A 12,756-nucleotide genomic window follows, 5' to 3' on the forward strand; every position below is an offset into this window, starting at 1 on the left:
CTCAGCCGGTGTTGCGCATGCCGGCGGCGATGCCGTTGACCGTGGTGAGCAGGGCCCGCTCCAGCGCGGTGCCGTCGCTCGGCGCTCGGCGACCACCCGGCGCGGTCACCACCGCCCGTCCGGCGGCACCCGAGTCCCGGTACTGCCGCAGCAGGGCCACCTGGAGGTGGTGCAGCGGCTCCAGGTAGGTGTCCCGCACGGCGAGGGTGCGCTGGAGCACCGGGGAGTTGTCCAGCAGGGCCGGCGAGGCGGTCACCGCCAGCACCTCCTGCCTGGTCAGCTCGTACTCCTCCTCGATCTTGTGGAAGATCGGGTGCAGCTTCTTCGGCACCAGCGTCTCCACGTACCGGCGGGCGATGCCCAGGTCGGTCTTCGTCAGCATCATCTCGACGTTCGACAGGAACGTCCGGAAGAAGTGCCAGTTGCGGTTCATCTCGGACAGCACGTCGGCCAGGCCCGCCTCCCGCGCGGCGGCCAGTCCGGTGCCCACCCCGAACCAGCCGGGCACGATCTGCCGGGTCTGTGTCCAGCCGAACACCCACGGGATGGCGCGCAGCCCGCCCAGGCCCGCCCCGGTGTTCGGCCGCTTGGCCGGTCGGGAGCCGATGTTCAGCGCGCCGAGCAGCTCCGTCGGCGTCGACGCCCAGAAGTACTCGGGCAGGTCCGGGTCCTCGACCAGCGACCGGTAACGCCGGTACGCCGACTCGGACACCACGTCCATCGCCGCGTCCCAGCGCTCCAGCATCTCGGCCGGCTGCCGGGGCGCGGTGTGCAGCAGGGTGGCCTGGAGGACCGCCGCCACGGTCAGTTCCAGGTTCTCCCGGGCCAGCGCCGGCAGGGTGTACTTGTCGGAGATGACCTCGCCCTGCTCGGTCACCTTGATCGCACCGTCGAGCGTGCCGTACGGCTGGGCCAGGATCGCGTCGTGCGTCGGCCCGCCACCGCGACCCACCGTGCCGCCCCGGCCGTGGAAGAGCCGCAGGTGCACCCCGTGCCGGGCGGCCACGTCCCGCAGCGCCCGCTGGGCCCGGTGGATGGACCACTGGCTGGTGGTGATGCCCGCCTCCTTGTTGGAGTCGGAGTAGCCGAGCATGACCTCCTGCACGTCGCCGCGCGCCGCCACCAGCGCCCGGTACGCGGGCAGCGAGAGCAACTCGTCGAGCAGTTCACCGCCGGCGTTCAGCTCGGCCGGGGTCTCCAGCAGCGGCACGATGCCGATCCGGGCCCGGCGGCCGTGCACGTCGACCAGGCCGGCCTCGCGGGCCAGCACCACGGTGGCGAGGACGTCGTCCACGCCCAACGTCATCGAGATGATGTAGGACTCGATCACCTCGGGACCGAACCGGTCCTGCGCCTCGCGGATGGTGCTGAAGACGTCGAAGGTCTTCCGGGCCGCCTCGGTCAGCGGGGTGTCGGCGGTGGAGAGCGGCCGGCGGCCGGTCAGCTCGTCGGCGAGCAGCTTGGTGCGTTCCAGCCGGCTGAGCGCCGCGTAGTCGGAGACCTCGCCGACCGCCTCGTAGAACTGGCTGAGCACCTCGTGGTGCTTCTCGGCGTGCTCCCGGACGTCCATGGTCGCCAGGTGCAGGCCGAACGCGGAGACCGTACGGATGGTGGACGCCAGCCGGCCGACCGCGGTGAGCTGCCCGGCGTTGCGTGCCAGCGAGGCGCGCAGCAGCTCCAGGTCGGCGATCAGCTCGCCCGCCCCCCGGTAGTCCCGTCCGGGCACGTGCGCGGTGCCCTGCCGCAGTCGCTGCCGGGTGTTCGCCAGCTTGGCCTTCACACAGCGCGCCTTGAGCCGGTAGGGCTCCTCGGCGTTGACCCGGCGGAACCGGGGCGCGACCTCCGGCAGCGCGTCCAGGTCGGTGGCGAGGCTGGCGGAGAGGTCCAGCGAGACCGCGCGGAGCCGCCGGGAGACGGACACCTCGTTGATGAGCTGGTCCATCGCCTTCTCGGTGGCGGCGATGCCGTGCTCGTGCTGGATGACCAGCACCTCGCGGGTGACGGTCGGGGTGACAAACGGGTTGCCGTCGCGGTCACCGCCGATCCAGGTGCCGAAGGTGAGCGGCCGGGCCGTGGGGGACGTCTCCACCCCGAGGGTGCGCAGCGTGTCGGCTAGGTCGTCGAGCACCTGCGGTGCGGCCTCGGCGAACAGGTCCCGCAGGTAGTAGATGGCGTTGCGGGCCTCGTCGGTGGGGTCGGGCCGGTCCAGCCGCAGCTCGTCGGTCTGCCACATGAGGTCGAGCAGTTCGGCGAGGCGGCGGTTGGCCGGGCCCTCGTCGCTGGCCCCGTACAGGATCGCGTTGGCCGTCTCGGTGTCCAACTCGTCGGCGATGGCGCGCAGCTTGGACAGGATGGACCGGCGGGCGGCCTCGGTGGGGTGGGCGGTGAAGACCGGCCGGACGGCGAGCCGGCGGGCCGCGGCGGCGATCTCCTCGGCCGGCACCCCGCGTTCGGCGATCATCTTCGCCGCCTGGTCGAGCCAGCCACCGTGCGTGGCGCGCCGCCGCCGCAGGTCCCGGGCCCGGTGCACCTGCTCGGTGATGTTGGCCAGGTGGAAGTAGGTGGAGAAGGCGCGGGCCAGCTTCGTGCCGGTGGTGACGTCGAGGCCGCCGAGCCGCTGGGCGGCGGCCGGTGGGTCGGACCGGACCTGGGCGCGGATCTCCTCGACCAGGTCGAGCAGGGGCCGACCCTCCTGCCGGGCGAGGGTCTGACCGAGCAGGGTGCCGAGGCGGCGGATGTCGGCGCGCAGTGCGGCGTCGGGGCCGTCGTGGTCGTGCTGGTCGGTCACGGTGCGCTCCTTACGTGAGTACGAAGGACAGCGCTGTCCGATCCCCTGGATCGTATCCGCGCCGCCCCCGATGTAAGGAGGGGCCCCTTGTTAACGCCTGGCGTTGTAAAAGGGCCCCCTCTTATCACCTCAGTCGTCGGGCTCGATGTTTGCGCTGGTGGGCGGGCCGACGCGCCGGCGGGCAGCGCGACCCGCCCGGCGACGGGCGTGGAAGATCGTGGCGGTGAGCACACCGGTCACGCCGAGCAGTGTCCAGACGATGAGACCGGCTGCCGCCCCGACCGCGCCCACCTGCACACCGCCAGCGTAGGGAGGATCCGTGTTGTTACAGGGCATTTCGCCCCCCGGGATCCGGTGGACGGCCGATACGAAAACCGCTGGCCGCCGTCGGTAGCGTCCAGGCATGACGTCGCTGAGGTATCCCCCCAAGCCGAAGCCGGGCGACCGGGTCGCGGTCGTCTCACCCTCCGCCGGGCTGCCGGCCCTCTTCCCCCACGTGTACGAGCTGGGTCTGCGCCGGCTGCGCGAGGAGTTCGGCCTGGAGCCGGTGGAGTACCCGACGACGCGCGTGTCCGGCGCCGACCCGCGCGACCGGGCGCGGGACCTCACCGCCGCCTTCGCCGACCCGTCGGTCACCGCCGTGCTTGCCACCATCGGCGGGGACGACCTGGTCACCGTCACCCCGCACGTGGACGACGAGGTGCTGCGGGCCAACCCCAAGCCGTACTTCGGGTACTCGGACAACACCAACGTCCTCAACCACCTGCACCGGCTGGGGATCGTCAGCTACCACGGCGGGTCGGTGCTGGTGCACCTCGGCCGGCCGGGCCGGCTGCACCCGCTGACCACCGACTCCCTACGGGCGGCGCTGTTCACCACCGGCTGGTACGACCTCACCCCGGCGACCGAGTGGGGCGACGAGCCCGGCGACTGGAACGACCCGAGCAGCCTGACGCAGGAACCGCTGATGGTCTCCGGGGCGGGCTGGCGCTGGCAGGGCCGGTCGGCGGTGGTCGAGGGCCCGGCCTGGGGCGGCAACCTGGAGGTGCTGAACTGGCTGCTCGCCGCCGACCGGGTCGCCCCCGTGGCGGACCTCGCCGGCTCGGTGTTCGTGCTGGAGACCTCCGAGGAGTTGCCGTCGGCCACCGAGGTGTTCCGCATCCTGCGCAACCTGGGGGAGCGGGGATTGCTCGGGACCTTCCCGGCGGTCCTAGTCGGCCGGGCCAAGGCGTGGCACTTCGACAAGCCGCTGTCCCCGGCGGAGAAGGAGGTCTACGCCGCCGAGCAGCGGGACGCGGTGACGCGGGCGCTGGCCGCGTACAACCCGGAGGCGGTGGTGGTCTTCGACGTCGACCTGGGCCACACCGACCCGCAGGTGGTCGTCCCGTACGGCGGCACCGTCCGGGTGGACGGGGCGCAGCGGCGCATCTCGGTGCGCTACTGACCGAGCGGCGGGCCGGAGGCCGTACCGCACCTCCGGCCCCGAACCGGCGTCGGGTCGTCGCCGGCGTGGATCCCGGATGCCGAGCTGCGGGCCTCCCCGAACAGGCCCGCCCACTCCGGCGTCCGCCGCGTCGGCGGTGTCCGGGGGACGTCGTCCATCCTGCGGGCGGCCGGGGGGCGGGGTCTTGAACATCCTTGCTCGGTTGTGGCTCCCGGTTAAAAGGGTGCCCTTGCTATACCGCAGGCGTTAACGGGGGGCCCTTCCTTGCACCTCAGGCGGCCTGGTCGGGGGTGAGGAGCCGGCGGAGGCGGGCGGGCGGGTGGCCGACCTGCTCCCGGACCACCCGGGTGAGGTGCGCCTGGTCGGCGAAGCCGTACTCGGACGCGACCACCCGCAGCGGAGGCCCGTCGATCTCGGCGAGCATGTCGAGCACCGCCCGTACCCGGACCCGGTTGCGCCAGGCGGTGAGGCTGCTCCCGGTGACCCGCTGGAAGACCCGGCTGAGGTGGTGCGGAGAGGCCCCCACCTCGCGGGCGACCTCGTCCAGGCTGAGCGAGTAGTCCCCTTCGGCGAGCACCTCCCGCGCCCGGTCGGCCAGGTGCCGGTGGGCGGCCAGCGTGGCCGCGCGCCGGCCGACGGCCCGGTCCAGGTCCACCGCCCCGGGAAGCTCGCGGTCCGCGGAGACGTGGCCGAGCAGCCGGTCGAGGAAGCGGTGCAGCCGTTCGCCCATCTCGAAGCGGTCCAGGCCACGCCGGAACTGCGCGACCAGCATCCGGTGGGCCAGGTCGAGCGGGCCGTCGGAGGAGCCCTGCCAGCCGGCGGTGTGCAACCAGCGTTCCGTGTCCGGCCGCTCGGCCAGCACCTCCGTGTCGATCTCCAGGCAGGTGTACGAGTCGCCGCAGCCCAACGGGTGGGCCACCGCCATCTCGTCGCCCGGCCGCAGGAGCAGCACCGACGTCGCGTCGGAGAAGCCGGTGCGGCCGTTGACCCGGTGCCGGTACACCCCGGACCGGCCCAGCATGACCTTGTGCCCCGTCTCCACGGCCGTCCGGGACCAGCCATGGTCCTCGACGATGCAGCGCACCTGGTACGCCAGGATTCCGTCCGGGTGGCCCAGCACCCGCCAGCGGGCGGGCGAGGTCTTCCGGCGCGGGTCACTGCCGACGCCTTCCGGCATCCGTCCTCCCCAGGTCGTCGTCACCGGCGCGTGGGCCGATCCAGCCCACACGGGCGTCGATCGTCCTACCGGAGAGATAGTGTCGACTGGTGGGACCCCCCGTCCAGCCCGGACGAGGGGTGATCGTCGTGCCGTCGCACTGGAGCAGATCACATGCTGACCGGACTCTTCGCCGCCGCCCTCGCCGACCCGGCCCTCGCCCGGGCCCGTGACCTGGCGCGTTCCGGTGCGGCGCGCCTCGACGGTCTCGACCTGACCGCCCCGGCGGCGCTACGGCCGTTCGCGTTGGCGGCCGTGGCGGCCGACGAGTCCGGCGGGGGCGCGGGCCGACCGGTGCTGGCGGTCACCGCCACCAGCCGGGAGGCCGACGACCTCGCCTCGGCCCTGGGCAGCCTGCTTCCCCCGGAGCAGGTGGCGGTGTTCCCCTCCTGGGAGACGCTGCCCCACGAGCGGCTCTCGCCCCGCTCCGACACCGTCGGCCGGCGGCTGGCCGTGCTGCGCCGGCTGGCGCACCCGGGGTCGGCGGACGCGCACGGCCGCACCGGGCCGCTGCGGGTCGTCGTCGCGCCCGTCCGGTCGCTGCTGCAACCGCAGCTCAAGGGGCTTGGCGACCTGGAGCCGGTGCAGCTCGCCGCCGGCGAGGAGGCGGACCTGGAGGAGGTGGCCCGCCGGTTGACCGACATGGCGTACGCCCGGGTCGACCTGGTCACCAAGCGCGGCGAGTTCGCGGTGCGCGGCGGCATCCTGGACGTGTTCCCGCCCACCGACGAGCACCCGTCCCGGGTCGAGTTCTGGGGCGACGAGGTGGAGGAGATCCGCACCTTCGCGGTCGCCGACCAGCGCACCATCGAGGGTGTGCCGCAGCTGTGGGCGCCGCCCTGCCGGGAGCTGCTGCTCACCCCCTCGGTGCGGCAGCGGGCCGCCGCGCTCGGGCAGGAGCACCCGGAGCTGGCCGAGATCCTCGACAAGCTGGCCGAGGGCATCCCGGTCGAGGGGATGGAGTCGCTGGTTCCGGCGCTGCTCGGCAACGAGAGCCTGGAGCTGCTGGTCGACACCATGCCCGCCGGCACCCACGTGCTGCTCTGTGACCCGGAGCGGATCCGCACGCGGGCGCACGACCTGGTGCGTACCTCCGAGGAGTTCCTCCAGGCCAGCTGGGCCGCGGCCGCCGTCGGCGCCCAGGCCCCGGTCGACCTCGGCGCCGCCGCCTTCAAGACCCTCGCCGACGTACGCGCGCGGGCACGTGTCCTGCACCAGCCCTGGTGGACGCTGTCGCCGTTCGGGCTGGCCGAGGCGGACGCGACGCCGGCCCGGCAGCCCTGGGAGGACGAGCCGACCGAGGTCGACGTCACCCCCGACGACGCGATCGCGGTGACCCTGGCCGCCCAGCCCGCCCCGCTCTACCACGGCGAGACCGCGCGGGTGGTCGACGACCTGAAGCGCTGGGCCGGCGAGGGCTGGTCGATCGCGCTGGTCTTCGAGGGCCACGGTCCCGCCCAGCGGGCGGTCGAGGTGCTCCGCGACGCCGGCCTCGGCGCCCGGATGACCGAGGAGGTGCCGACGGCCCCCGTCCCGGGTGAGGTGCTCGTCTCCTGTGGCTGCCTGACCTCGGGCTTCGTCGACGAGGCGTCCCGGTTCGTGCTGCTCACCGGCAACGACGTCACCGGCGGGCGGGGCACCTCCACCCGCGACATGCGCAAGATGCCGAGCCGGCGGCGCAACACCATCGATCCGCTGGAGCTGAAGGCCGGCGACTTCGTGGTGCACGAGCAGCACGGCATCGGCCGGTACGTCGAGCTGGTGCAGCGCACCGTCAACGGCGCCAGCCGGGAGTACCTGGTCATCGAGTACGCCGCGAGCAAGCGCGGCCAGCCCGGCGACCGTCTCTTCGTCCCCACCGACCAGCTCGACCAGCTGTCCCGTTACGTCGGCGGCGAGCAGCCCACCCTGCACAAGATGGGCGGCTCGGACTGGCAGAAGTCCAAGGCCCGGGCCCGCAAGGCGGTCAAGGAGATCGCCGCCCAGCTCATCCAGCTGTACGCGGCCCGCAAGGCCTCCAAGGGTCACTCGTTCGGCCCGGACACGCCGTGGCAGCGGGAGCTGGAGGACGCCTTCCCGTGGCAGGAGACGCCGGACCAGCTCGCCGCCATCGACGAGGTCAAGCGGGACATGGAGCAGACCGTCCCGATGGACCGGTTGATCTGCGGTGACGTGGGCTACGGCAAGACCGAGATCGCGGTCCGGGCCGCCTTCAAGGCGGTGCAGGACGGCAAGCAGGTCGCGGTGCTGGTGCCCACCACGCTGCTGGTGCAGCAGCACTACAACACCTTCGCCGAGCGGATGAGCCAGTTCCCGGTGACCATCCGGCAGCTGTCCCGCTTCCAGACCGCGAAGGAGGCCGAGCAGACCCTGGCGATGGCGGCGGACGGCACCGCGGACATCGTCATCGGCACCCACCGGCTGCTCCAGGCGGCCACCCGGTTCAAGTCGCTCGGCATGGTGGTCATCGACGAGGAGCAGCGGTTCGGCGTCGAGCACAAGGAGCACCTGAAGTCGATGCGGGCCTCGGTCGACGTGCTGAGCATGTCGGCCACCCCGATCCCCCGGACGTTGGAGATGGCGATCACCGGCATCCGGGAGATGTCCACCATCGCCACCCCGCCGGAGGAGCGGCACCCGGTGCTGACCGCCGTCGGGGCGTACGACGACCGGCAGGTCGCCGCCGCGATCCACCGGGAGCTGCTGCGGGACGGGCAGGTCTTCTACCTGCACAACCGGGTGGAGTCGATCGACCGGACCGCCCGGAAGCTGCGGGAGCTGGTGCCCGACGCGCGGGTGGCGGTGGCGCACGGCCAGATGGGCGAGGACGCCCTGGAGAAGGTCATGGTCGGCTTCTGGGAGAAGGAGTTCGACGTCCTGGTCTGCACGACGATCGTGGAGTCCGGCATCGACATCCCGAACGCCAACACCCTGATCGTGGAGCGCGCCGACCTGCTCGGGCTGGCGCAGCTGCACCAGATCCGGGGCCGGGTCGGCCGGGCCCGCGAGCGGGCGTACGCGTACTTCCTCTACCCGCCGGAGAAGCCGCTGACCGAGAACGCCCACGAGCGGCTGGCCACCATCGCCCAGCACACCGAGCTGGGTGCCGGCATGTACGTGGCGATGAAGGACCTGGAGATCCGGGGCGCGGGCAACCTGCTCGGCGGCGAGCAGTCCGGGCACATCGAGGGTGTCGGCTTCGACCTGTACGTGCGCATGGTCGGCGAGGCGGTCTCGGCGTTCAAGGGCGAGCGTCAGGAGGAGGAGGTCGACGTCAAGATCGACCTGCCGATCGACGCGCACCTGCCGCACGACTACGTCGGCGTGGAGCGGCTGCGCCTGGAGATGTACCGCAAGCTCGCCGAGGCGCGCGACGACGAGCGGCTGCGCGAGGTCGTCGCCGAGATGACGGACCGGTACGGCGAGCCGCCGGCCCCGGTGCAGAACCTGGTCGCGGTGGCCCGGTTCCGCCTGCTGGCCCGCCGGTACGGCCTCACCGACGTGAGCATGCAGGGCAAGCACATCCGGTTCGGCCCGCTGCCGCTGCCCGACTCGAAGCAGCTGCGGCTCAAGCGCTACCACCCGGACTCGGTCTACAAGCAGGCCACCGACCAGGTCAGCGTGCCGCGCCCGAGCACCCGACGGGTGGGTGGTGAGCCCCTGCGCGACCAGGCGCTGCTCCAGTGGTGCGCCCAACTGCTCTCCGACGTCCTCGGTGAGCCTGCGGCCCTCGTCGGGGCCACCCGGTGAGGGGTGGGGGGCGTCACATCAGCGGTGGGATGGCGTGAGAGAGTGACCGTCATGCGTGCTCGCCGTCTTGCCGTCGCCGCCAGCGTCGCGGTCCTCGCTGTCAGCTCACTCGCCGCGTGCGGCCGGTCCGCGCCGGACGTCGCCGCCTACGTGGGGGACATGAGGTACTCCGTCGACCGGGTGGCCGCCATTCATGACGAGGCCCAGACGAGGTACGAGGAGTCGGTCCGCGCCGCCGCCAAGCAGAGCGGCGCGGAGCCGACCCCGGAGCAGCTGCGGCTGAAGGTGGAGCGGGAGGACATCCTCAACCTGCTGGTCGGCATCGACCTCGGCAAGCGGGTCGTCGAGGAGAAGCAGATCCAGGTGAAGGACCAGCTGACCGCGGAGCAGCTCGGTCAGGAGTTGGGCGTGCCGGGCACCGAGTATGCGACGCTCGCCGCCGAGTGGTACGACGTCTACCTGGCGCTGGAGGCCGGGCTGCCGGGAGCCGAGCCGACCGACGACGCGCGCGAGACGCTGTACCAGGCGCTGGTGGACGCCGGCGTGGCCCCGGCCGGCTGGTCGGTCGACGAGCAGCGCCAGAACTTCGCGCAGGCTCCGTTCACCCGGCAGGTCTCCGCGGTGAGCAGCGCCCTGCAGGACGAGGTGGAGAAGCTCGACGTCACCGTCAACCCGCGCTTCGGAGCGCTGGCGATCCCGGCGCTGCTGGAGACCGAGAGTGGCTTCCGGCAGTACAACCTGCCGTACGTCGAGGGCGACAGTGCGGTCACCGACGTCACCACCCCGGATCCGCTGCCGTCGGTCGAGCCGGCCGAGCCGACCGAGCCGGCCGGGCCGGCCGACAGCTGAGCATGTCGGCGCGGATCGTCCTGCTGGTCACCTCACCCCGGCTGCCGGCCGGGTTGCTGACGGCGGCCGCCTGGGACGTCGTACGCCAGGCTCCGGTGCTGGCCGGGGCGGAGAGTGAGCTGACCACGGCGATCCGCTCGACGGGCGCCGAGGTGACCGTGGTGGACGGTCCGGCGACGCAGGCGTTGCTGGACACGGTGGCCGCGCACGGCACGGCGGTCTGGCTGTCCGGCCCGGCCGGCGACGAGTCCCTGGCGCGGGAGCTGGGGCTGCGGTTGGCCCGCCAGCCCGGCCTGGCCGAGCTGGAGCTGATGTACGGCTCGTGGGACCCGCCCGGCGCGCGCCTCCTCGACGCCGTGGCGGTGATGGACCGCCTGGCGTCGCCGGGCGGCGACCCGTGGAAGCGGGCGCAGACCCACCGCAGCCTCGCCGGGTTCCTGCTGGAGGAGTGCTACGAGGCGTACGACGCGATCAGCGCGGGGGACACCGACGCGCTGCGCGAGGAGCTGGGGGACGTGCTGCTCCAGGTGGTGCTGCACGCCCGGCTCGCCGAGGAGCTGCCGGAGGAGCAGCGGTGGACCGTCGACGACGTGGCCGGTGACCTGGTCGACAAGATGGTCCGGCGCAACCCGCACGTCTTCGCGGACGGTGCCGGCGGCACGTTGGAGGAGATCGAGGCGAACTGGGAGCGGATCAAGCGGGCCGAGAAGGCACGGGACTCGGTGTTGGACGGCGTCGCGCTGAGCCAGCCGGCGCTCGCCCTGGCCGCCAAGATCCTGGACCGGGCCGCCCGCGTCGGCCTGGCGGTGCCGCCCCCACTGGCCGACACCCAGGTCGACGCCGAAGCAAGACTGGGCGCAAGCCTCCTGACCACGGTAGCCGCGGCAAGGCAGGCAGGACTGGACCCGGAAGCCGCCCTCCGCCGCGCCACCCTGGCCTACGCCGAGTCCGTCCGCACCGCCGAACGGTCCACCCCCTCCGGTTGATCAAGGGGTTTGGGCCAGGATCAGCGCGCTCGACGGCGCAAACCCCTTGATCAACGGAGGCGGCTGGGGGGTGGGCCGGTAGGGTTCGGCGGGTGGAGGACTTTGGGCCGCTCGCGGAGCGGATAGTCGAGGCTCTGCTCGTCAGTCGGCCGGGGTTGGCCGGCTCGGCCGGGGATCATCGGTACGACGACCGGCTGCCGGACCTCTCGGCCGACGCCGTCGCGGCCGACCGGGCGATGCTGCGGGACGCCGGTGACGCGCTCGCCGAGATCGACCCGGACGCCCTGGCCGTCGAGGAGTCCGTCGACCACGCCCTGCTGACCGCGCTGGTGGACCGGGCGCTGTTCGAGACCACCGAGATCCGGTCGTACGAGTGGAACCCGCTGGCGCACAACCCGGGGCCGCTGCTGCACGCGCTGGTGGCCCGCCCGTACGCGCCCGCCGAGGTGCGGCTGGAGAGCCTCGCCGGACGGCTCGCCGCCGTACCGGACGCACTCGCCACCGCCCGCGCGACGCTGCGGGACATGCCGCGGGTCCACGCGGAGACGGCGGTCGGGCAGTTCACCGGCACGGCGGCGCTGATCCGCGACGAGGTGCCGGCGCTGCTCGCCCAGGCGCCGGCCGCCTACGACCGGGTCGAGCCGGCCGCCACGGCGGCGATCGCCGCGTGCGAGGAGTTCGTCGCCTGGCTCCGCGCCGGGCTGGCCGCCGACGCCGGCCCCGGGCCGGAGCCGCGCCTCGGCCGCCGCCGGTGGGAGGCGCGGCTCTGGCACACCCTCGACACCGAGCTGGGGGCCGCCGAGATCCAGCGCCGCGCCTGGGCCAACCTGGACCGGGTCACCGAGGAGATCCGCGCGGCGGCCGTCGAGCTGGTCGGTGGTCCCGCCGACGACGAGACGGTACGCCGGGCGCTGGACCTGCTCGCCGCCGAGCACCCCGACAACGGGACCATCGTGGACCTCGCCTCGGTCACCCTCGACGAGGCGAGTGACTTCGTCCGGGCGCACGACCTGGTGACGCTTGTCGACGACCCGTGCGTGATCCAGGAGATGCCGGAGTTCGCACGGGGTGTCGCGGTCGCCTACTGCGACTCGCCGGGACCGTTGGAGACCGCGGCCCTGCCGACCTTCTACTGCATCGCGCCGACGCCGGAGGACTGGCCGGCGCACCGGGTGGAGTCCTTCTACCGCGAGTACAACGACCACATGATCCGGAACCTGACGGTGCACGAGGCGATGCCGGGGCACTTCCTCCAGCTCGCGCACGCCCGCCGGTACGTCGGCTCGACCCGGGTCCGCCCGCTCACCGAGTCCGGCGTGTTCATCGAGGGCTGGGCGGTGCACGCCGAGGAGGTGATGGCCGGCCTCGGCTTCGGTGGTCTGCCGGTGCGGATGCAACAGCTCAAGATGCAGCTACGGATGACCATCAACGCGCTGCTCGACCAGTTGGTGCACTGCGAGGGCATGACCGAGGCCGACGCGATGGCGCTGATGACCGGGCGCGGCTTCCAGGAGGAGGGCGAGGCGGCCGGCAAGTGGCGTCGGGCGTTGCTCACCTCGACCCAGCTGTCCACGTACTTCGTCGGGTGGAGCGAGATGGCCGACATCGCCCGGGCCCGGCCGGACGGCGTGTCGGTGCGGGACTGGCACGACGCGATGCTCGCCCACGACTGCCCACCGCCGCGCCACCTGCGCACCCTGCTCGGCGTGTAGGGAAGGGCGCC

Annotated in this window: 8 protein-coding genes; 5 read left to right on the plus strand and 3 right to left on the minus strand. The window is 73.0% G+C overall.

What is annotated here, in order from left to right:
- Position 1: 1 nt before the first annotated feature.
- Positions 2-2,788 (minus strand): phosphoenolpyruvate carboxylase, encoded by a 2,787-nt coding sequence (gene ppc / locus ACIBR0_RS10390; RefSeq protein ID WP_396714169.1) that lies wholly within the window; start codon positions 2,786-2,788, stop codon positions 2-4.
- A 129-nt stretch (positions 2,789-2,917) separates the two neighbouring features.
- Entirely contained in the window at positions 2,918-3,085 is a 168-nt protein-coding gene (locus ACIBR0_RS10395) for a hypothetical protein (protein WP_396714171.1), read from the minus strand.
- A gap of 106 nt (positions 3,086-3,191) precedes the next feature.
- Between ACIBR0_RS10395 and ACIBR0_RS10400 the strand changes: the two genes are divergently transcribed.
- Positions 3,192-4,232, plus strand: a complete 1,041-nt coding sequence (locus ACIBR0_RS10400; RefSeq protein WP_396714173.1) for a S66 peptidase family protein — start codon at positions 3,192-3,194, stop codon at positions 4,230-4,232.
- A gap of 271 nt (positions 4,233-4,503) precedes the next feature.
- Here ACIBR0_RS10400 and ACIBR0_RS10405 read toward each other — a convergent pair whose 3' ends face one another.
- A complete protein-coding gene (locus ACIBR0_RS10405; RefSeq protein ID WP_396714175.1) occupies positions 4,504-5,409 on the minus strand; it encodes a helix-turn-helix domain-containing protein in 906 nt (301 codons plus the stop codon).
- A 153-nt stretch (positions 5,410-5,562) separates the two neighbouring features.
- Between ACIBR0_RS10405 and mfd the strand changes: the two genes are divergently transcribed.
- From mfd to ACIBR0_RS10425, 4 genes are all read left to right on the plus strand, one after another.
- Positions 5,563-9,198: a transcription-repair coupling factor gene (mfd, locus tag ACIBR0_RS10410; protein WP_396714177.1), complete on the plus strand. Its 3,636-nt coding sequence runs from the start codon at positions 5,563-5,565 to the stop codon at positions 9,196-9,198.
- A 51-nt stretch (positions 9,199-9,249) separates the two neighbouring features.
- On the plus strand, positions 9,250-10,047 hold the full coding sequence (locus ACIBR0_RS10415; RefSeq protein WP_396714179.1) for a hypothetical protein: 798 nt from the start codon (positions 9,250-9,252) through the stop codon (positions 10,045-10,047).
- A 2-nt stretch (positions 10,048-10,049) separates the two neighbouring features.
- Entirely contained in the window at positions 10,050-11,033 is a 984-nt protein-coding gene (locus ACIBR0_RS10420) for a nucleoside triphosphate pyrophosphohydrolase (protein WP_396714181.1), read from the plus strand.
- Between the two features lie 92 nt (positions 11,034-11,125).
- Positions 11,126-12,745, plus strand: coding sequence for a DUF885 domain-containing protein (locus tag ACIBR0_RS10425; RefSeq protein ID WP_396714182.1), 1,620 nt, complete (start codon positions 11,126-11,128; stop codon positions 12,743-12,745).
- Positions 12,746-12,756 lie beyond the last annotated feature (11 nt).

This window comes from Micromonospora sp. NPDC049497 (assembly GCF_044465805.1).
Classification (GTDB): Bacteria; Actinomycetota; Actinomycetes; order Mycobacteriales; family Micromonosporaceae; genus Micromonospora.

Bases quoted from the DNA above. Each gene is read 5' to 3' on its own strand.
- ACIBR0_RS10415 (WP_396714179.1), top strand. From the start codon at position 9,250: ATGCGTGCTCGCCGTCTTGCCGTCGCCGCCAGCGTCGCGGTCCTCGCT.
- ACIBR0_RS10400 (WP_396714173.1), top strand. From the start codon at position 3,192: ATGACGTCGCTGAGGTATCCCCCCAAGCCGAAGCCGGGCGACCGGGTC.
- ACIBR0_RS10405 (WP_396714175.1), bottom strand. From the start codon at position 5,409: ATGCCGGAAGGCGTCGGCAGTGACCCGCGCCGGAAGACCTCGCCCGCC.
- mfd (WP_396714177.1), top strand. From the start codon at position 5,563: ATGCTGACCGGACTCTTCGCCGCCGCCCTCGCCGACCCGGCCCTCGCC.
- ACIBR0_RS10420 (WP_396714181.1), top strand. From the start codon at position 10,050: ATGTCGGCGCGGATCGTCCTGCTGGTCACCTCACCCCGGCTGCCGGCC.